At 74.7% G+C, this 19,488-nt stretch carries 19 protein-coding genes; 15 read left to right on the top strand and 4 right to left on the bottom strand.

Annotation, left to right across the window (positions count from 1 at the left end; all coding sequences use genetic code 11):
- The first annotated feature begins 66 nt into the window (after positions 1-66).
- From O2W17_RS13105 to O2W17_RS13125, 5 genes are all read left to right on the top strand, one after another.
- Positions 67-1,206, top strand: coding sequence for a hypothetical protein (locus tag O2W17_RS13105; protein ID WP_269192857.1), 1,140 nt, complete (start codon positions 67-69; stop codon positions 1,204-1,206).
- An 85-nt stretch (positions 1,207-1,291) separates the two neighbouring features.
- A complete protein-coding gene (locus tag O2W17_RS13110) occupies positions 1,292-2,488 on the top strand; it encodes a cell division protein PerM (protein WP_269192858.1) in 1,197 nt (398 codons plus the stop codon).
- 50 nt (positions 2,489-2,538) lie between these two features.
- Complete coding sequence (gene purN / locus O2W17_RS13115) at positions 2,539-3,162, top strand: phosphoribosylglycinamide formyltransferase (RefSeq protein ID WP_269192859.1); 624 nt, start codon at positions 2,539-2,541, stop codon at positions 3,160-3,162.
- Entirely contained in the window at positions 3,162-4,712 is a 1,551-nt protein-coding gene (gene purH, locus O2W17_RS13120) for a bifunctional phosphoribosylaminoimidazolecarboxamide formyltransferase/IMP cyclohydrolase (RefSeq protein ID WP_269192860.1), read from the top strand. Before purN ends, purH begins: the two co-directional genes overlap by 1 nt.
- A 7-nt stretch (positions 4,713-4,719) precedes the next feature.
- Positions 4,720-5,352 (top strand): pentapeptide repeat-containing protein, encoded by a 633-nt coding sequence (locus tag O2W17_RS13125; protein ID WP_269192861.1) that lies wholly within the window; start codon positions 4,720-4,722, stop codon positions 5,350-5,352.
- Here O2W17_RS13125 and O2W17_RS13130 read toward each other — a convergent pair.
- Positions 5,349-5,867, bottom strand: a complete 519-nt coding sequence (locus tag O2W17_RS13130; RefSeq protein WP_269192862.1) for a hypothetical protein — start codon at positions 5,865-5,867, stop codon at positions 5,349-5,351. The genes O2W17_RS13125 and O2W17_RS13130 overlap by 4 nt on opposite strands.
- Positions 5,868-5,964: 97 nt before the next feature.
- Here O2W17_RS13130 and O2W17_RS13135 point away from each other — a divergent pair, with 97 nt between their 5' ends.
- The 4 genes from O2W17_RS13135 to O2W17_RS13150 are packed head-to-tail and all read left to right on the top strand — an operon-like array spanning position 5,965 to position 9,389.
- Positions 5,965-6,834, top strand: coding sequence for a bifunctional methylenetetrahydrofolate dehydrogenase/methenyltetrahydrofolate cyclohydrolase (locus tag O2W17_RS13135; protein WP_269192863.1), 870 nt, complete (start codon positions 5,965-5,967; stop codon positions 6,832-6,834).
- A 2-nt stretch (positions 6,835-6,836) separates the two neighbouring features.
- A complete protein-coding gene (locus O2W17_RS13140) occupies positions 6,837-7,136 on the top strand; it encodes a DUF3017 domain-containing protein (protein WP_269192864.1) in 300 nt (99 codons plus the stop codon).
- Positions 7,137-7,183: 47 nt separating this feature from the next.
- Positions 7,184-8,137 (top strand): malate dehydrogenase, encoded by a 954-nt coding sequence (mdh, locus tag O2W17_RS13145; protein ID WP_269192865.1) that lies wholly within the window; start codon positions 7,184-7,186, stop codon positions 8,135-8,137.
- Positions 8,138-8,174: 37 nt separating this feature from the next.
- Positions 8,175-9,389, top strand: a complete 1,215-nt coding sequence (locus O2W17_RS13150) for an NADP-dependent isocitrate dehydrogenase (protein WP_269192866.1) — start codon at positions 8,175-8,177, stop codon at positions 9,387-9,389.
- 85 nt (positions 9,390-9,474) lie between these two features.
- Here O2W17_RS13150 and O2W17_RS13155 read toward each other — a convergent pair whose 3' ends face one another.
- The gene (locus tag O2W17_RS13155; protein WP_269192867.1) at positions 9,475-10,482 is read right to left on the bottom strand and encodes a CAP domain-containing protein; all 1,008 of its coding nucleotides are present in this window, start codon (positions 10,480-10,482) and stop codon (positions 9,475-9,477) included.
- 199 nt (positions 10,483-10,681) lie between these two features.
- Here O2W17_RS13155 and O2W17_RS13160 point away from each other — a divergent pair, with 199 nt between their 5' ends.
- Positions 10,682-12,013 (top strand): hemolysin family protein, encoded by a 1,332-nt coding sequence (locus O2W17_RS13160; RefSeq protein WP_269192868.1) that lies wholly within the window; start codon positions 10,682-10,684, stop codon positions 12,011-12,013.
- A gap of 73 nt (positions 12,014-12,086) precedes the next feature.
- Here O2W17_RS13160 and galE read toward each other — a convergent pair whose 3' ends face one another.
- Entirely contained in the window at positions 12,087-13,040 is a 954-nt protein-coding gene (gene galE / locus O2W17_RS13165; protein ID WP_269192869.1) for a UDP-glucose 4-epimerase GalE, read from the bottom strand.
- Between the two features lie 41 nt (positions 13,041-13,081).
- Here galE and hisC point away from each other — a divergent pair, with 41 nt between their 5' ends.
- The 4 genes from hisC (at position 13,082) to O2W17_RS13185 (ending at position 16,907) form a co-directional block, all read left to right on the top strand.
- On the top strand, positions 13,082-14,191 hold the full coding sequence (gene hisC / locus O2W17_RS13170) for a histidinol-phosphate transaminase (protein ID WP_269192870.1): 1,110 nt from the start codon (positions 13,082-13,084) through the stop codon (positions 14,189-14,191).
- Positions 14,192-14,294: 103 nt separating this feature from the next.
- Complete coding sequence (gene trpS, locus O2W17_RS13175; protein ID WP_269192871.1) at positions 14,295-15,317, top strand: tryptophan--tRNA ligase; 1,023 nt, start codon at positions 14,295-14,297, stop codon at positions 15,315-15,317.
- Positions 15,314-15,880: a 2'-5' RNA ligase family protein gene (locus tag O2W17_RS13180; RefSeq protein ID WP_269192872.1), complete on the top strand. Its 567-nt coding sequence runs from the start codon at positions 15,314-15,316 to the stop codon at positions 15,878-15,880. Before trpS ends, O2W17_RS13180 begins: the two co-directional genes overlap by 4 nt.
- Before the next feature lie 37 nt (positions 15,881-15,917).
- Entirely contained in the window at positions 15,918-16,907 is a 990-nt protein-coding gene (locus O2W17_RS13185) for a YihY/virulence factor BrkB family protein (RefSeq protein WP_269192873.1), read from the top strand.
- Here O2W17_RS13185 and O2W17_RS13190 read toward each other — a convergent pair.
- Positions 16,801-18,111 (bottom strand): D-alanyl-D-alanine carboxypeptidase family protein, encoded by a 1,311-nt coding sequence (locus O2W17_RS13190; RefSeq protein WP_269192874.1) that lies wholly within the window; start codon positions 18,109-18,111, stop codon positions 16,801-16,803. The genes O2W17_RS13185 and O2W17_RS13190 overlap by 107 nt on opposite strands.
- 246 nt (positions 18,112-18,357) lie before the next feature.
- Between O2W17_RS13190 and O2W17_RS13195 the strand changes: the two genes are divergently transcribed.
- Entirely contained in the window at positions 18,358-19,419 is a 1,062-nt protein-coding gene (locus O2W17_RS13195; protein WP_269192875.1) for a BMP family lipoprotein, read from the top strand.
- Positions 19,420-19,488 lie beyond the last annotated feature (69 nt).

Genomic DNA, 19,488 nt, shown 5'->3' on the forward strand with positions numbered 1-19,488 from the left:
CGTTGCGGCCCCGCGGCCGCGAGCGCCACGATCGTGGTGCCCCTGATCCGTTCCGGAGGAGACCCAGTGACCGCCAGCCAGCCCCCGCCGCCCGAGGGCGAGCAGCCACCCTCCGGGCAGGGGGCCCCGCCGCCCGGGCAGCAGGGGGCCGGCCCGCAGCACGCCGCACCGCAGTACGGCCAGCACCCCCACGGGCAGCCGGGGCAGCCCGGCTACGGGCAGCCCCAGTACGGGCAGCCGCAGTACGGGCAGGGTCAGTACGGGCAGGGTCAGTACGGGCAGGGTCAGTACGGCCAGCCGTCGTACGGCCAGCCGTCGTACGGCCAGCAGTACGGCCAGCCGCAGTACGGGCCGGGGCCCTACCCCCAGCAGCCCTACGGGCAGGCCCCGTACGGCCAGCCGGGGTACGGCCCGGCCGGGTACGGGTCGACGCCCTACAGCCAGCCCGGCTACGGGCAGCCCTACGGTCAGCAGCCCTACGGCGCGCCCGGCTACGGAGCGCCCTACGGCATCCCCGAGCACCCGGGCGGGCGGCAGCCAGGGGCCGAGTTCTCGTTCGACCCGAAGCGGCCGAGCTGGAGCGACTACGCCGTCGCGGGCGGGACGCTGCTGTTCCTGCTCGTCGCGCTCCTGCCCTGGTGGCGCTTCGGCGACGCCACGTTCGGGGTCACCTTCAGCGGCATCGAGGACGGCATGGTCCGCTCGGCCTTCGTGCTGCTGCTCCTCGCGGCGACCTGGGCGGTGCTGCCGGCGATCGTGCGCATGACGGTGACCTTCCCCCGGTCCGGGATCACCGTGGCGCTGGCCGCGCTCGGGCTGGTGCTGACGTTGTTCGCCTGGCTGGACACGCTGCGCTACACCTTCTCGTTCTGGGCGCTGCTCGGCTTCCTGACCGCTGCGGGCGTCACCGCCGTGGCCGCCCTCGCCCTGCGCCGGGAGCTGCGCGACCGCCCGGCCCGGCCGAGCGTTCCGCAGGGTGGCGGTCCGTGGCCGCCGCAGGGGCAGCCCTTCCCCTACGGCGCGCCGCAGCCCTACGCGCCGGGGCAGTTCCCGCCGCCGGGCTACCCGGGGCAGCCCGGCCCGGCGGCGCCGCCGTGGCCGCCGCCGCCGCCGTCCGGACCTGCCCCGGGCGGGCACGGCGCGCCCCCCGGTGGCTCGACGGCCTCGGGGGCTACCGACAGCGAGCACCCGCGCACGGACAACTGATCGGCGAACCGAGGTCACCGACACGGAAGGCGGCTCCCGGCGAGTGCGCCACGCATCGGCCGGGGCGGCTTGCGAGAGTGGAGGAGTGGTCTCCCTGCTCGCACGCCTGCCCTTCCGGCGGGACGACGGGTCGGCCGCACGATCCGCTCCGCCCGCCGTCCTCGCCGCCGGCGCGGCGGTGGCCGTCACGGTCGCCGGCCTGGTCGGGCTCGCCCTCGCCCTCGTCGTCGTCCAGACCCTCGACCCCGACGGCGGCATGTCGGTGGGGGCGTCGGCGTCGGTCGGCGCCCGGCTCTGGCTCCTGGCGCACGGCGCCGAGCTGCGGCTCCCGTCGGGGCCGCTGGTGCTGGCCCCGCTGCTCCTGACGCTGCTGGTGGCCGCCGGGCTGTCCTGGGCCGGGCGGGTGGCCGTCCGGGCGCTCGGCGACGCCGCACCGGCCCGCGCCGTCGTGCGGGCGGTCGCGCTGGTGGTGGCCGTGCACGTGGCGCTCACCGCGCTCCTGGCGCTGGTGCTGGACGACGACGTCGCGGGCACCGGGTGGCTGCGCACGCTGCTGGTCCTCCCGGTGCTGACCCTGCTCGCCGTCTGCTGGGGCGCCGGCCGGGAGTCGGGCCTGACCGGCGCCGCCCTGGACCGCCTGCCGGTCGTGCTGCGGCCGGTCCTCCGCGGGGTGCTGGCCGGGCTGCTCGCCGCGGTCGCCCTGGGCCTGGTCGTCGTCGCGGTGGCCCTCGCCAGCGACGCCGGGGGCTACGCGGCGCTCTCGGGCTCGCTCGGCGGGGCGGGCGCGGGGGCCCTCGGGCTGCTCGCGCTCGGCGCCCTCTACCTGCCGAACGCCGCCGTCGCCGTCGTCGGCCTGGCCGCTGGCCCCGGCTTCTACGTGGGCAGCGGGACGCTCGTCTCGGTGCACGGCGTGACGCTGGGCGCGGTGCCCGCCCTCCCGCTGCTCGCCGCCCTGCCCGACACCCAGGCGGTGCCCCTGGTCGCCTTCGTCTCCCAGGCGATCCCCGCTCTCGCCGGCCTCGTGGCGGGGACGACGCTGGGCCGGTGGTTCGACGACCGCCACGGCGGCTCGGTCTCGGCCGGGCTCGCCGGCCTGCTGGCCGGCTCGCTGCTCGGCGTCGGCGCCGGGGTGCTGGCCTGGTTCGCCGGCGGCTCGCTCGGCGACGGCGCCCTCGCGGTGGTCGGCGCCCCACCCGTGGCCACCGGGCTGGCGGTCGCGGCGCAGGCCGGGATCGCCGCGGCGGTGGCCGGCGCGGTCACCCGCTGGCGGTCGCCGGCCTGACCGGGACCGGCCCGTCGAGGGCCCGGGCGACCCCGGATAGGGTCGCGGACGTGCCCGCCGACGAGCCTTCCCAGCGGGCCCGGCTCGTCGTCCTGCTGTCGGGCACCGGCTCGCTGTGCGCGGCCCTGCTGGAGGCCACCGACGACCCCGCCTACCCGGCCGAGGTGGTCGCGGTCGGCGCCGACCGGGAGGCCCCCGGCCTGGAGCACGCCCGCCGGCGGGGTCTGCCCACCTTCGTCTGCGCCCTGGGCGAGCACCCCGACCGCGGCGCCTGGGACCGCGCGCTGGCCGACCGGATCGTCGGTTTCGCGCCCGACCTCGTGGTCTCGGCCGGGTTCATGAAGATCGTCGGCCCGGCGGTCCTCGCCGGGTTCGAGGGCCGGCTGATCAACACCCATCCGGCGCTGCTGCCGGCCTTCCCCGGCGCGCACGCGGTGCGCGACGCCCTGGTGGCCGGCGTCCCGATGACGGGCTCGACCGTGCACCTGGTCGACGCCGGCGTCGACACCGGCCCGGTGCTGGCCCAGCGGGAGGTGCCGGTGCTGCCCGGCGACGACGAGACGCGCCTGCACGAACGCATCAAGCACGTGGAGCGAGAGCTCCTGGTGGAGACGGTGGCGGAGTTCGTCACCCTCCCCCCGACCAGCCGGCCCCGGACGAGGAAGAGCCCCTGATGAGCGACCGCACCCCGATCCGCCGCGCCCTGCTGGGCGTGTACGACAAGACCGGCATCGAGGAGCTGGCCGCCGGGCTGGCCGCCGCCGGCGTCGAGCTGGTCAGCACCGGCGCGACCGCGCGGCGGATCGCCGACGCCGGGGTGCCGGTCACCCCCGTCGAGCAGGTCACCGGCTTCCCCGAGTGCCTGGACGGCCGGGTCAAGACGCTGCACCCGGCCGTGCACGCCGGCATCCTCGCCGACCGGCGCAAGGCCGACCACGTCGCGCAGCTGGAGGAGCTGGGCATCGCGGCGTTCGACCTCGTCGTCGTCAACCTCTACCCGTTCACCGAGACCGTCGCCTCGGGTGCCTCGCCGGACGAGTGCGTCGAGCAGATCGACATCGGCGGGCCGGCGATGGTGCGGGCCGCGGCCAAGAACCACCCGTCGGTCGCCGTCGTCGTCGACCCGGCCCGCTACGGCGACGTCCTCGCAGCGGCGGGCGCCGGCGGGTTCACCCTGGCCGAGCGGCAGCGGCTGGCCGCCGCCGCGTTCCGGCACACGGCCTCCTACGACATCGCGGTCGCCTCCTGGATGGGGAACGTGCTGGCGCCCGACGACGACAGCGGCTTCCCGGCCTGGGTGGGCGGCAACTGGGAGCGCGCCGACGTGCTGCGCTACGGCGAGAACCCGCACCAGGCGGCCGCGCTCTACCGCGCCGACCGGCCGGGGCTCGCGCACGCCGAGCAGCTGCACGGCAAGCAGATGTCCTACAACAACTACGTCGACACCGACGCCGCCTGGCGGGCCGCGCACGACCACGACGAGCCGTGCGTGGCGATCATCAAGCACGCCAACCCGTGCGGCATCGCCGTCGGGGCCGACATCGCCGCCGCGCACCGCAAGGCGCACGCCTGCGACCCCGTGTCGGCCTTCGGCGGCGTCATCGCGGCCAACCGCGAGGTCGACCTCACCATGGCCGAGCAGGTGGCCGAGGTGTTCACCGAGGTCGTCGTGGCGCCCTCCTTCACCGACGACGCCGTCGCGGTGCTGACCGCGAAGAAGAACATCCGCCTCCTCCGGCTGCCGCACCTGCCCGAGGCCGGCGTGGAGCTGCGCCCGATCGGCGGCGGCCTGCTGCTGCAGACCCGCGACCGCATCGACGCCGCGGGCGACGACCCCACCACCTGGACCCTCGCCACCGGGGAGCCGCTGGACGCCGCCGGCCTGGACGACCTCGTCTTCGCCTGGCGGGCGGTGCGCGCGGTCAAGAGCAACGCGATCCTGCTGGCCCACGACCGGGCCACGGTCGGCGTCGGGATGGGGCAGGTCAACCGGGTCGACTCCGCCCGCCTGGCCGTCGCCCGCGCGGGGGAGCGGGCCACGGGTGCGGTAGCGGCCTCGGACGCCTTCTTCCCCTTCGCCGACGGCCTGCAGGTCCTGCTCGACGCCGGCGTGCGCGCCGTCGTCCAGCCGGGCGGGTCGGTGCGCGACGAGGAGGTCGTCGCCGCGGCCGCGGCGGCCGGTGTGCCGCTGTACCTGACCGGCACCCGCCACTTCGCGCACTGAGACCCCGGTGATCAGCGCACGGCCGCACGTCGGGCCGCCGGAGGCCGGTGCCGTCGTCGAGGACGCGGACTTCGCGCGGGTCGACTGGTGGGGCGCCGAGCTCGACGGCGTCACCTTCACCCGCTGCCGGTTCGACGACGCCGGGCTGGAGGAGCTGGTCACGCGCCGGTGCGTGTTCGAGGAGTGCGTGCTGACCGGGGTGCGCATGGCGGGCGCGCAGCACTCCGGGTCGGCGTTCCTCTCCTGCCGCTTCGACCGCGCGAACCTGACCGACGTCACCTGGGACGGCTGCAAGCTCACCGGCTCGCAGTTCCCCGGCGCGCACCTGCGCCCGATGACGGCGACCGAGTGCGACTGGAGCTACGCCGCCCTGCGCGGGGCGGACCTCTCCGGGCTCGACCTCTCCGGTCAGCGCTTCCGCGAGGCCGACCTGACCGACGCCGATCTGCGCGAGTGCGACCTCACCCGCGCCGTCCTCGACCGCGCCCGGCTGCAGGGCACCAAGCTGCGCGGGTCCGACCTGCGCGGCGCGTCGACCGACGCGATCAACTGGCGCGCCTTCGACCTCACCGGCGTGCGTCTCGACCTCGCCCAGGCGGTGCAGTTCACCGCCGCCCACGGGGCGCTCGTCGCGACCTAACGGGGGCCGGTCAGCACGGCCTTGAGCGAGCCCAGCAGGCCGAGGACGGCGACGGCGATGCCGCACCAGAAGCCGAGGCCGAAGGCGCCGAGGTCCCAGTCGGCGGCGGCCAGCGGCACGATCACGGCGGCCGTGACGATGCCGCTCACCACCAGCGCCACGAGCCCCACGAACCGGTGGCTCCGGGCGGGCAGCCACAGGGCGATGCCCAGCAGCAGCAGCAGCCCGCCGCCGAGCACGATGGCCAGGGGCTGCCAGCCGCCGTCGTCGAAGATCTCCCCGAGGTCGGCGAACGCTTCGCGCACCAGCCGCCAGCCGCTGTCGCCGCGGTCGCGCAGCCAGTCCAGCGGCAGGCTGATCGCGGCGGCGATCCCGGCGAGGATCAGCAGCAGACCGCCCAGGCTCTCCGGCCCCCGGAAGGCCACCGGCCGGTCGGAGTACGGCGGCGCCGTCGTCCCCGGCAGGGACCCGGAGGATGCCGTCGCGCCGGTCGGGGACTGGTCGCGCTCGGTCATCGCGCACCTCCGGGTGTGGGCGGGGCACCTGCGCCCCGTTCCCCCGACCCTAGGGCCGCGGCGTCCGCCGCGGGACCCTCTCCGGCAGACTGTCGGCGTGCCCGCGACGACATTGGACGGCAAGGCCACCGCGGCGGCGATCCGCGCCGAGCTCACCGAGCGGGTGGCCGCTCTCGCCGCGGCCGGTCACCGGCCCGGCCTCGGCACGCTGCTGGTGGGGGACGACCCCGGCAGCCGCTGGTACGTGAACGCCAAGCACTCCGACTGCGCCCAGGTGGGCATCGCCAGCATCCAGCGCGAGCTGCCGGCCACCGCGACCGAGGCCGACGTGCTCGCCGTGGTCGAGGAGCTCAACGCCGACCCGGCCTGCACCGGCTACATCGTGCAGCTGCCGCTGCCGGACGGGATCGAGGAGAGCACGATCCTCGAGGCGATGGACCCGGCCAAGGACGCCGACGGGTTGCACCCGGTCAACCTCGGGCGGCTGGTGCTGAACGTGCCCGGGCCGCTGCCCTGCACCCCGGTCGGCATCGTGGAGCTGCTGCGCCGCTACGAGGTGCCGATCGCCGGCGCCGAGGTCGTCGTCATCGGCCGCGGCATCACCGTCGGCCGCCCCCTGGGCCTGCTGCTCACCCGCCGCTCGGAGAACGCGACGGTCACGCTGTGCCACACCGGCACCCGCGACCTGGCGGCGCACGTGCGCACGGCAGACGTCGTCGTCGCCGCCGCGGGGGTGCCCGGCCTGATCACCGCCGACATGGTGAAGCCCGGGGCCGCCGTCCTCGACGTCGGCGTCAGCCGGGTCGACGGGAAGATCGCCGGCGACGTCGCCCGGGACGTGGTCGACGTCGCCGGGCACGTGGCGCCCAACCCCGGCGGCGTGGGGCCGATGACCCGCGCGATGCTGCTGCAGAACGTGGTGCTCGCCGCCGAGCAGGCCGCGGCGGCCGAGGCGCTGTCGGCCTGACCGTGAACCGCCCGCCGCTCTACGTCCGTCGCCCCTTCCTCGCGGGGCTGGTGCGGCAGCTGCCGCTGCTGGCGGTGCTCGTCGTGGTGGCCGCCGGGCTGCTGCTGGTCACCGTCGAGCACTGGCGCTGGGGGCTGGTCGTCGTCGGGCTGGCGATGGTCGGGGCGGCGCTGCTGCGGCTGCTGCTCCCGGTGCGACGGGTCGGCTTCCTCGCCGTGCGCAGCCGCCCGGTCGACGTCGTGCTGCTCGCCGCTACCGGGGTCGCGCTCACCGCCGTCGCGCTGGCCATCCCGGGCACGTGAGCTCCCCGGGGCGGCACGAGGCGGCGACCAGCGCTAGGTTGACGACCATGGCGAAGCAGCCCAGGAACGGGAAGGTCACCGTGGTCGGTGCCGGCTTCTACGGCTCCACCACCGCACTCCGCCTGGCCGAGTACGACATCTTCGAGACCGTCGTGCTCACCGACATCGTGGAGGGCAAGCCCGAGGGGCTCGCGCTGGACATGAACCAGTCGCGGCCCATCGAGGGATTCGAGACCGAGGTGATCGGGGTCGGCGGCGGCTCCTACGAGGGCACCGAGGGCTCCGACGTCGTCGTCGTCACCGCCGGTCTGCCGCGCAAGCCCGGCATGAGCCGCATGGACCTCATCGAGACGAACGCGGGCATCGTCCGCCAGGTCTCGGAGAACATCGCGGCCACCTCGCCGGACGCGGTGGTGGTCGTCGTCTCCAACCCGCTGGACGAGATGACCGCGCTGGCGCAGCTGGCCACCGGGTTCCCGCACCAGCGGGTGATGGGCCAGGCGGGCATGCTCGACACCGCGCGCTTCACCAACAACGTCGCCGAGGAGCTCGGCGTCCCGGTGGCCTCGGTCCGGACGCTGACCCTCGGCTCGCACGGCGAGACGATGGTGCCGGTGCCCTCGCGCTGCACCGTCGACGGCAAGCCGCTGGCCGACGTGCTGGCCCCCGACCGCATCGAGCACCTCGTGCAGCGCACCCGGAACGGTGGCGCCGAGGTGGTCGCGCTGCTCAAGACCGGATCGGCCTACTACGCTCCTTCCGCCGCGGCTGCCCGCATGGCCCGCGCGGTCATGGAGGACTCCGGCGCAGTGATGCCGGTGTGCACGTGGGTCGACGGCGAGTACGGCATCTCCGGGGTGTACCTGGGGGTGGAGGCCGAGATCGGCCGCGGTGGCGTCACGCGCGTCGTCGAGAGCGACCTGTCGGAAACCGAACGGGCGGGCCTGCGCGAGGCGGCCGAAGCGGTGCGCGCCAAGCAGGCCGACGTAGCCGACCTCTGACCGAGCCGGTCAGAGCTGCAGAGAGGGAATCAACCACGTGAGCAAGATCAAGGTCGAGGGCACCGTCGTCGAGCTCGACGGCGACGAGATGACCCGGATCATCTGGCAGTTCATCAAGGACCAGCTGATCCTCCCGTACCTCGACGTCAACCTCGAGTACTACGACCTCGGCATGGAGCACCGCGACGCCACCGACGACCAGGTGACGATCGACTCCGCCAACGCCATCAAGAAGCACGGCGTCGGCGTCAAGTGCGCGACCATCACGCCGGACGAGGCGCGGGTCGAGGAGTTCGGGCTGAAGAAGATGTGGCGGTCCCCGAACGGGACGATCCGCAACATCCTCGGCGGCGTGATCTTCCGCGAGCCGATCATCATGCAGAACGTGCCGCGCCTGGTGCCGGGCTGGACCAAGCCGATCATCGTCGGCCGCCACGCCTTCGGTGACCAGTACCGCGCCACCGACTTCAAGTTCCCCTCGGCGGGGACCCTGACGGTCACGTTCACCCCGTCCGACGGCTCCGAGCCGATCGAGCACGAGGTCTTCCAGGCGCCCGGCGCCGGCGTCTCGCTGTCGATGTACAACCTCGACGAGTCGATCCGCGACTTCGCGAAGGCCTCGCTCAACTACGGCCTCGACCGCGGCTACCCGGTCTACCTCTCGACGAAGAACACGATCCTCAAGGCCTACGACGGCCGGTTCAAGGACATCTTCGAGGAGGTCTTCCAGGCCGACTTCAAGGAGAAGTTCGACGCGGCCGGCATCACCTACGAGCACCGGCTGATCGACGACATGGTCGCCGCCTCGCTCAAGTGGGAGGGCGGCTACGTCTGGGCCTGCAAGAACTACGACGGTGACGTGCAGTCCGACACCGTGGCCCAGGGCTTCGGCTCGCTCGGCCTCATGACGTCGGTGCTCGCGACCCCGGACGGCCGCACGGTCGAGGCCGAGGCCGCGCACGGCACGGTCACCCGGCACTACCGCCAGCACCAGAAGGGCGAGCAGACGTCGACCAACCCGATCGCGTCGATCTTCGCCTGGACCCGGGGCCTGGCCCACCGCGGCAAGCTGGACGGCACCCCCGAGGTGACCCGCTTCGCCGAGACCCTGGAGAAGGTCTGCATCGACACCGTCGAGAGCGGCCAGATGACCAAGGACCTCGCGCTGCTGATCTCCAAGGACCAGCCGTGGCTGAACACCCAGGACTTCCTGGCGGCCATCGACGCCAACCTGCAGAAGGCCATGGCCTGACGTAGGCACCCGTCACCGCGGGCCCCCCGACCTCCGGGTCGGGGGGCCCGCGTGCGTTCCCGGCCCCGGGCTCTCGGGCTCCGGGTCAGGCGAAGAGCTGGGTCCACCAGGGGCCGCCGGCTCCGGTGGCCAGGCCGACGCCGAGGCTGCGCAGCCCGCAGTCGAGGATGTTGGCCCGGTGCCCGGGGCTGGTCATCCACGAGCCGACGACGGCGGCGGCGTCCTGCTGGCCGCGGGCGATGTTCTCCGCCCGCGCGGTGATCCCGGCCGCCGCGGCGCGGTCGAACGGACTCCGCCCGTCGGGGTCGTCGTGGGCGAAGAAGCCCCGGTCGCGCATGTCGGCGCTGTGCGCCCGGGCGACGCCGGCCAGCCGGGCGTCCGCGGTCAGCGGCGCGCACCCGGCCCGTGCGCGCTCCTCGTTGACCAGCGCCAGCACCCGGCCCTCGCCGTCGAGGCCGGCGGTCGTCGGGGCCGTGGTCGTGGCGGCGGTGGTCGTCGGGGTGGTGGTCGTGCGGTGCGCGGTCGTGGGTGCGGGCGCCGGCGGGGGCGACGACGTCCCACCGGCCGGGCTGCTGGCGCTGGCGGGGGTGCCGGCCGCGGTGGTGGCGGGAGGCCCGGCCGGGGCGGCCCCGCTCGCCGACGGCGACGTGGCGGGCTGCTCCGACGGGGCGGGCGCGTCCGCGGCCGTGGACGGGACGACGGCGTCGCTGCCCGGCGCCGGAGGGGCGGACGGCGACGGGTCGCCGGTGGCCGCCGGCGGCAGCCCGGTAGCCGGCGACTCCGCCGAGGACGACGGCGCCCCGGCCCCCGCCGCCGACGAACCCGCCGCCGACGAACCCGCCTCCGCCGAGCGCGCCGCAGACCTGGCCGCCGACGACTGCGAGGAGGCGTCCAGGGCGACCGACGGCGACTCCGTCGGCCCGGTGGTCACCGGTACGGCGAGCACCGCCGCGGTCACCACCAGGGTGACGAGGACGCCCAGGCCCACCCGGCGGACGTGCCGGTGCGACCAGCGGGTGAGTGCGAAACCGGCTCGGCGGAGCGCGCCGCTCAGGCGGAGGGACAGCGGGGGACCGGACGGCCGGTGGTGCATGCGGGGTCCTCAAGATAATCACGATCTGTTATCGAGCGAAGACTAATCGTGTTGGCGCCTCAGCGGTAGCCCCGGGGAGTGCGCACCCTCACCCACCCGGTGCGGGCACCCGGGCATGCGCGCCGTGCCCCCGGGCAGCATGCAACCGGCACGATGGACCCGTCCGCCCGCACCCAACCACCCGAGGAGCACGCCGCCGGTGAGCGACGTCTGGCTCAGCATCGTCATGGTCGTCGCCTTCATCATGCTCGGCGGCGTCTTCGCCGGCGCCGAGATCGCCCTGGTCTCGCTGCGCGAGTCGCAGGTCCGGGCGATGGCCGAGCAGGGCGGCCGCCGCGGTCAGGCGGTGCAGAAGCTGCTCGAGGACCCGAACCAGTTCCTCGCCGCCGTGCAGGTGGGCGTCACCCTGGCCGGCTTCTTCTCGGCCGCCTTCGGTGCCAGCACCCTGTCCGCCCCGCTGGCCGACTGGATGCGGGGCCGCGGCGTGAGCGAGGGCCTGGCCGGCACGCTGGCGCTGGTGCTGGTCACCGTCGCGATCAGCTACGTGTCCCTCGTCGTCGGCGAGCTGACGCCCAAGCGGCTGGCCCTGCAGCGCGCCGAGGGCTTCGCGCTCCTCGTCGCCGCGCCGCTCAACCTGATCGCGAAGCTCTCCCGCCCGGTCATCTGGCTGCTGTCGAAGTCCACGAACGGCCTGGTCCGGCTGGTCGGCGGCGACCCGAAGGCCAGCGGCGAGTCGATCAGCCAGGAAGAGCTGCGCGACCTGGTGGCCGCGCACGAGTCCCTGAGCAGCGACGAGCGGCGGCTGATCGACGAGGTGTTCCGCGCCGGCGAGCGCGAGGTCCGCGAGGTCATGACGCCGCGCACCGAGGTGCAGTTCCTCGACGCCTCGATGACCGCGAGCCGGGCCGCCAAGCTCGTCGCCGAGTCGAACTGGTCGCGGTTCCCCGTGGCCGGCCGCGACGAGGACGACGTCATCGGGTTCGTGCACGTCCGCGACCTGTTCCTGCCCAACCACCCGGCCGGGCGGGCGGCGACCGTCGGCGACCTGGCCCGCGAGGTGACGCGGCTGCCCGGCACCGCCGCCGTCCTCACCGTGCTCAGCGAGATGCGCCGGGACAACCAGCACCTGGCCATCGTCGTCGACGAGTACGGCGGCACCGACGGCATCGTCACCCTCGAGGACCTCATCGAGGAGGTCATCGGGGAGATCTACGACGAGTACGACGAGGAGGTCGCCCCGGAGGACCGGCAGTCGCCCGACGCCCCGCGCGAGGTCGACGGCCTGCTCAACCTGGACGACTTCACCGAGGCCACCGGTCTCCAACTGCCCGAGGGCCCGTACGAGACGGTGGCCGGCTACGTGCTGGCCGAGCTCGGCCGGCTGCCCGGGGTCGGCGACTCCATCGAGGTCGAGGGCCGCACCGTGTCGGTCCTGGAGCTCGACGGACGGCGGATCGCCCGCCTGCTGGTCGGCCCGCCGCCGGCGCCGGCCCCGGAGGACGACGAGGGCAGGGACGCCCCGGCCGGCTGAGGAGCAGGCATAGGAAGCTATGCCTACGGTCTCGGGGCCGAAACCATAGGCATAGGTTCCTATGCCGGGGGGCTCAGCGGGCCTGCGCGACCTCCCAGGCGTCGCGGACGATCCCGACCAGGTCGGTGTGCTTCGGCGTCCAGCCCAGGTCGGCCCGGATCCGGTCGCTGGAGGCGACCAGCTGGGCGGGGTCGCCGGCCCGGCGCTCGCCGACGGTGACCGGGATCGGGTGCCCGGTGACCTCGCGGGCGGCCTCGACGACCTCCTGCACGGAGAAGCCGGTCCCGTTGCCCAGGTTGTAGATCCGGTGCTCGCCGGCGGCCGGGGCGGGCAGCGCCAGCAGGTGCGCGTCGGAGAGGTCCTCGACGTGCACGTAGTCGCGGATGCAGGTGCCGTCCGGCGTCGGGTAGTCCTGGCCGTAGACGGTCAGCGACTCGCGCTGCCCGGCCGCCACCTGGAGCGCGATCGGGATGAGGTGGGTCTCCGTGGCGTGCCGCTCGCCCAGCCCGTAGGCGGCGCCCGCGACGTTGAAGTAGCGCAGGCTCACCGCGGCGAAGCCGTGCGCGACGGCGTAGGACGTGAGCATGTGGTCGACGGCGAGCTTGGAGGCGCCGTAGGTGTTGGTGGGCCGGGTCGGCGCGTCCTCGCGGATCGGGACCTGATCGGGCTCGCCGTAGGTGGCCGCGGTCGAGGAGAAGACGATCCGGCGGCAGTCGGCGGCGCGCATCGCCTCGAGGAGGGCGAACGAGCCCGCGACGTTGGTCTCCCAGTAGTCCTCGGGACGCTGCTGGGACACCCCGACCAGGCTCTTGGCGGCGAAGTGCAGCACCGCCTCGGGGCGGACCTCGGCCAGCACCGGCGCCGAGTCGTGCAAGGAGACCTCGGCCAGCGTGGCGCCCGCGGGCACGGCGTCGGCGTGACCGGTCGAGAGGTCGTCGAGGACGGTGACGTCGTGGCCGTCGGCCAGCAGCGCCGCCGTCACTACGCTGCCGATGTAGCCGGCGCCGCCGGCGACGAGTACGCGCATGGGCCCACCTTATGAGGCGGCCCCGGAGGTGGAGGAACTCGATGGTCAGTGCCCGACCGGCGGTGCAGTCGCTCCCGGCGTACAGGCCCGGTCGCAACCCGGCCGACCTCGCCCGGGAGATCGGCGTCGAGCGGGCGGTGAAGCTGGCCAGCAACGAGGTCGCGTTCCCACCGCTGCCGGCCGTCGTCGAGGCGGTCACCACGGCCGTGACCGAGACGAACCGCTACCCCGACAACGGTGCTGTGGTGCTGACCGGCGCCCTGGCGCAGCGGTACGGCGTCGACCCCGCACAGGTCGCCGTCGGCTGCGGCGCGGTCGCCATCTGCCAGGAGCTGGCCCAGGCCTACAACGACCCGGGGACGGCGATCGCCTTCGCCTGGCGGTCGTTCGAGATGTACCCGCTGCTGGCGCGGGTGGCCGGCGCCCGCGCGGTCCAGGTGCCGCTGACCCCCGGCCGGCCGGGCGGGTCCGCCGACACCCACGACCTGGACGCCCTCGCCGCCGCGGTCGACGGCACCACCCGGCTGGTCTTCGTCTGCAACCCGAACAACCCCACCGGGACGGCGGTGCGCCGCGCGGAGCTGGAGCGGTTCCTCGACGCGGTGCCCGCGGAGACGCTCGTGGTGCTCGACGAGGCCTACCGCGAGTTCGTCACCGACCCCGACGTCCCCGACGGCGTCGAGCTGATGCGGGGCCGGCCGAACGTCGCCGTCCTCCGCACCTTCTCCAAGGCCTGGGGCATGGCCGGGCTGCGGGTCGGCTACCTGCTGGCCGAGGACCCGTCGGTCGCCGAGGCGGTGCGCCGGACGCACCTGCCGTTCAGCGTGGGCCTGGTCGCGCAGGCGGCCGCGGTCGCGGCGCTGGCCAGCGAGGAGGAGGTGCGGACCCGGTGCGCCGCGGTCGTGACCGAGCGGGCCCGGCTGACCGGCGAGCTGCGCGCGCGGGGCCTGGAGGTCGCCGACAGCCAGGCGAACTTCGTGTGGCTGCCGGTGGGGGAGCAGGCCCTCGGGCTGGCGGCCGCGCTGGAGGCCCGCGCGGTGATCACCCGCCCCTTCGCCGGGGAGGGCATCCGGGTCACAATCGGCACCCCCGAGGAGGACGACGTGTTCCTCGACGCGCTCGACGACGCGCTGGCCGCGACACCCGCCTGACGGGCCGGGACCCCCGCCTGACCTGGGCCGACCGGGGCCCGGATCGGACCCTGGTGCGGCGGTGCGGGGGAGGCCGGAACGACGGGCGGTGCGGGCTGGTTTGATGGCCGACGTGGCTCTTCCCCGAGTGCTGTCCGGCATCCAGCCGACGGCGGACTCCTTCCACCTCGGCAACTACCTGGGTGCGCTGCGGCAGTGGGTCGCCCTCCAAGACGACCACGACGCCTTCTACTGCGTCGTCGACCTGCACGCGATCACCGTCGAGCAGGACCCCGCGGTCCTGCGCCGGCGCACCCTGGTGTCGGCCGCGCAGCTGATCGCCATCGGCGTGGACCCGGACCGCAGCGCGCTGTTCGTGCAGAGCCACGTGCCCGAGCACGCCCAGCTGGGCTGGGTCCTGCAGTGCCTGACCGGGTTCGGCGAGGCCAGCCGGATGACGCAGTTCAAGGACAAGAGCCAGCGGCAGGGCACCGGCGGCGCCAGCGTCGGCCTGTTCACCTACCCGGTGCTGCAGGCCGCGGACATCCTGCTCTACCAGGCCGACCGGGTGCCGGTGGGCGAGGACCAGCGCCAGCACCTCGAGCTGACCCGCGACCTCGCCACCCGGGTCAACAGCCGCTTCGGCCCCACCTTCACGCTGCCGCAGCCCTACATCGTCCAGGGGACGGCGAAGGTGCTGGACCTGCAGGCGCCGGAGAAGAAGATGAGCAAGAGCCTCCCGCCGGCCGGCTGCATCAACCTGCTGGACGACCCGAAGGTCAGCGCCAAGAAGATCCGCTCGGCGGTCACCGACACCGGTCGCGAGGTCGTGGCCGACCCGGTCGCCAAGCCGGGCGTCACCAACCTGCTCACCATCCACTCGGCCTTCTCCGGGAAGAGCACCGCCGAGCTGGAGGAGCACTTCGCCGGCCGGGGCTACGGCGACCTGAAGAAGGAGCTCGCCGAGGTCGTCACCGAGGCGCTGGCGCCGATCCAGCAGCGCACCGCCGAGCTGCTGGCCGACACCGCCGAGCTGGAGCGCGTGCTGGCTGCGGGGGCCGCGCGGGCCAGGGAGGTGGCCGGCCCCACGCTGGACACCGTGTACGAGCGGGTGGGCTTCCTGCAGCCGGCGGGGCCCCGCCCGTGAACGACGACACCTTCGTCGGCCGGCTGGAGGCGCCGCCGGAGACCGCCGTCCTGGGCGTCATCCTCCCGGTGCCCGAGCCGTGGTCGACGCTGCTGGTCGACTGGCGCACCAAGGTGGGCGACCCCCAGGCGACGCTGGTGCCCCCGCACGTGACGCTGCTGCCCCCCACCGAGGTGCCGGTCGCCTCGCGGGGCGCCATCGCCGAGCACCTGGCCGCCGTCGCCGCCGACCACCCGCCGTTCGACATGCACCTGGCCGGCACCGGCACCTTCACGCCGGTCTCCGACGTCGTCTTCGTGACCGTGGCGCGGGGCATCGGCAACTGCGAGCTGCTGGCCCACGACGTCCGCCAGGGACCGCTGGCCCGGGCGCTCTCCTTCCCGTACCACCCGCACGTCACCGTCGCCCACGACGTGCCGGCCGACATGCTCGAGCTGGCCTACAGCGGGTTGCAGGAGCTGTCGGCGGAGTTCCGGGTGGACCGCTTCACCGAGTTCGAGCAGGTCCCCGGCGGCGGCTGGGCGGTCGTCCGCGAGTACCCGCTCACCGGTTCGGCGCGCTGAGAGCGCGGCGCGGGGGCCGAGCGCCCAGACTCGGGCGGTGAGTTCCGCGAGCTCCGGCGACGCCCCGGCCCGCAAGGGCCGGCCCGCCCGGATGTGGGACCGCGTCGAGGGCGCGATCGACGCCGCTCGCCGGCGGTCCCCGTGGTTCGACCACCTGGCCCGCGCCGGCGGCCGCTACCGCCGGACGCAGGGCGACCTGATGGCCGCCGGCGTCACGTACTTCGTCTTCCTCGGGCTGTTCCCCGTGCTCCTCATGGTCGCCTCGGCGATCGGGCTGGTGCTCGCCGGTGACGAGCTGCTCCAGCGCGAGCTCTACGACGCCATCCGCGAGACGTTCCCCGGCACCACGGGCGAGGAGATCGTGGCGCAGCTGCGCGGCGCCGTCGGCTCGGCCGAGGTGGTCGGCGTCATCGGGCTGGTCGGCTTCCTCTACGCCGGGCTGCGCGCGATGGACAAGCTCCGCGTCGGCATGGAGCGCATCTGGAAGGGGCGCGCCGACGAGCCGGAGTTCCTCAAGGACAACGTCCAGGACCTCCTGGCGCTGGTCCTGCTCGGCGTCGTCGGCCTGCTCAGCCTGGGGCTGACCGGGGTCGCCACGTGGGCGACGTCCTGGGTCCTCGGGGCCCTCGGGCTCGACGGCGCCCCGGGGCTGTTCGTGCTGACCGCCGTCGTCAGCCTGGCGCTGGCCTTCGCCGGCGACACGGTGGTGTTCCTGTGGCTGCTCAAGGTGGTGCCCTCGACGCCGCTCCCGCTGCGGCGGCTGCTGCCCGGCGCGCTGTTCGGCGCGGCCGGCTTCGAGGTGATGAAGCTGATCGGCAACCTCTACCTGTCGCTGATCTCCGGCAGCGTCACCGCGTCGGCGTTCGGGGGCGCGGTGGGCATCCTGGTGTGGATCAACATCGTCTTCCGGTTCGCCTTCTTCACCGCCGCCTGGACCGCCAGCGACCCGGCGGTGCGGGACGCCGTCCGGGAGCCGGTGCCGGAGGGGTCGGACGCGCCCGACGGCGACCGCGCAGCGTCGCGCTGACCGCTCCCAGCACGGCGAGCGCGACCACGGTGACCGCGACCGCCGTCCACGGCCGGCCGGCCGGCTCGCCCACCGGGGAGGCGTCCGCCGGGGCGGCCGCGGTGCCCGGCGGCGCGAGGACCGGCGCGGCGGAGCTCCGCGTCGTCGGCGCGGCCACGAGGTCGGCGGGGCGGACCAGGCGCCCCACCCCGGCGGCGGTCGGGGCGACGGCGAAGCCCCAGTCGAGCAGCCGGGCGGCCTGGTCGGCGGCCCGCAGCGGCACGTTCTCGGTGTCCAGGACGCTGACCACCAGCCGGCGGCCGTCCCGCTCCGCGGCGGTGACGAACGCGTGCCGGGCGGCGTCGGTGAACCCGGTCTTGCCCCCGAGGTTGCCCGGGTAGCTGGTGAGGAGCGGGTTCTGGTTCTGGATCTGGAAGCCCGGGCCCCGCCCCTCGACGGCCGGCATGTCGGCGGTCGGGGTGCGCAGCACCTCGGCGGTGACCGGGTCCTCGACGAGCGCTCGGAAGAACAGGGCCAGGTCGTAGGGCGACGTCGACTGCCCCGCGACATCCAGCCCCGAGGGGGTGCCGGCGACCGTGTCGAAGGCGCCGAGCTCCGCGGCGGTCCGGTTCATCGCGGCGACCGTGGCCGCCTGCCCGCCCGCCGCCCGGGCCAGCGCCGATGCCGCGTCGTTGCCCGACTGCAGCACCAGGGCGCTGAACAGCAGCGGGACGGGGTAACGCCCGCCGGCGACCAGACCCACGCGGCTGCCCTCGATCTGCTCGTCCTCCACCGTGCCCTCGACGACCAGCGCCGGGTCGAGCCGGGGCACCAGCGTGAGCAGCGTCAGGGTCTTGAGGGTGCTCGCCGGGTAGTAGCGCCCGTGCGGATCCCGCGCGCCGAGGACCGCTCCGGTCCCGGCGTCGGCGACCAGCCACCCGGAGGCCGCGATGCCGTCGGGCAGCGGGGGAGCGTCCGCGGCGACGACCACGCCGCGGGTGCGCAGCCGCTCACCGCCCACCGTGCTGCCGTCGGGCGCGCTGCCCCGGGGAGGCAGTCCGGTGCGCGGCGCCGTGGGTGTCGGGGCGGTGGGATCGACCGTGGGGCGCGACGACGCCGGAGCCGTCCCGGTCGCCGGATCGGCCTGCGCCGGGACGGGCGACGGGACACCGGTCGCCAGCGCCGCGGCGAGCACCACGGACGCCGCCCGCCACCGTCGTCCCATGTCAGGGCAGGTTATCCGCCGTGACGCAGGCCACGGGTGCCGGGAGGCCCCCGGCCCGTTCGGAGGAGGGTTCGCAACGATCGGGTATCGGTCCAGCCCGAGCGTGCAGGCCCCTCGGTCCGCGGGATTAGCGTCCGGGGTCGTGCTCCACGGTGTGCCGCCCGAGGCGGCCGTCGGGGGCACGTGCTTCCCACCCCCGGGAGACCTCGCCTCGTGCGGGACCTCCCCCCAGAAAAGGAGATCGTCTTGCGCCGAGCGCGGATGACGAAGGCCGCGGCGCTGCTGCTGGCCGGCAGCCTGGCCATGGCGGCCTGTGCCAGCGACGAGGAGCCCACCAGCGCCGGCGGCGAGACCGGCGGCGCCGCGGCGGACGGCCCCAAGATCGGCCTCGCGTTCGACACCGGTGGCGAGGGTGACCGCTCGTTCAACGACTCGGCCGTGGCCGGGGTCGAGGCGGCGATCGAGGCCAACGGCGGCGAGGTCGCCAAGCTGAGCCCGAACGACGACGGCTCCAACCGCGCCGACCTGCTGACCCAGCTGGCCGACCAGGGCTACGACCCGATCATCGCCGTGGGCTTCGCCTACAGCGACGTGATCGGTGAGATCGCCGAGCAGTACCCCGACGTGACGTTCGCCCAGGTCGACGGCGCGGTCGAGGACGCGGGCAGCCCGGAGAACCTGACCGGTCTGCTCTTCGCCGAGGAACAGGGCTCCTTCCTCGCCGGTGTCGCCGCGGCGACGAAGACCGAGGCCGACCACGTCGGTTTCGTCGGCGGTGTGGAGACCCCGCTGATCCAGAAGTTCCAGGCGGGCTTCGAGGCGGGTGTCGAGGCGGTCGACCCGGCGATCCAGGTCGACTCGCAGTACATCTCGCCGGCCGGTGACTTCTCCGGCTTCAACGACCCGGCCCGTGGGCAGATCGTCGCGCAGGGCATGTACGACGCCGGCGCGGACATCGTCTACCACGCCGCCGGTGGCTCGGGCATCGGCGTGTTCCAGGCCGCTGCCGCCTCCGGTGGCCGGGCCATCGGCGTCGACTCCGACCAGTACCAGACGGTCGACGACCCGGCCCTGCAGGCCGTGATCATGACCTCGATGCTGAAGCGGGTCGACAACGCCGTGGAGCAGTTCATCGGCGACTACGCCGAGGGTGACGTCGCCGGCGGCGAGAACCAGGTGTACGACCTGGAGAGCGAGGGCGTCGGCCTGTCCACCAGCGGCGGGTTCATCGACGACATCCAGGACGTCATCGACGACTACCGCCAGCAGATCATCGGCGGCGAGATCGAGGTCCCGACGACCCCGTGACGCCGGGCGCGGGGCCGCTCCGGCGACCCCGCGCCTCTCGTGGGCACCGACGGCGGGCCCGGGTCGCAC

Source organism: Blastococcus sp. VKM Ac-2987 (assembly GCF_026967805.1).
In the GTDB taxonomy this organism is placed as follows: domain Bacteria; phylum Actinomycetota; class Actinomycetes; order Mycobacteriales; family Geodermatophilaceae; genus Blastococcus.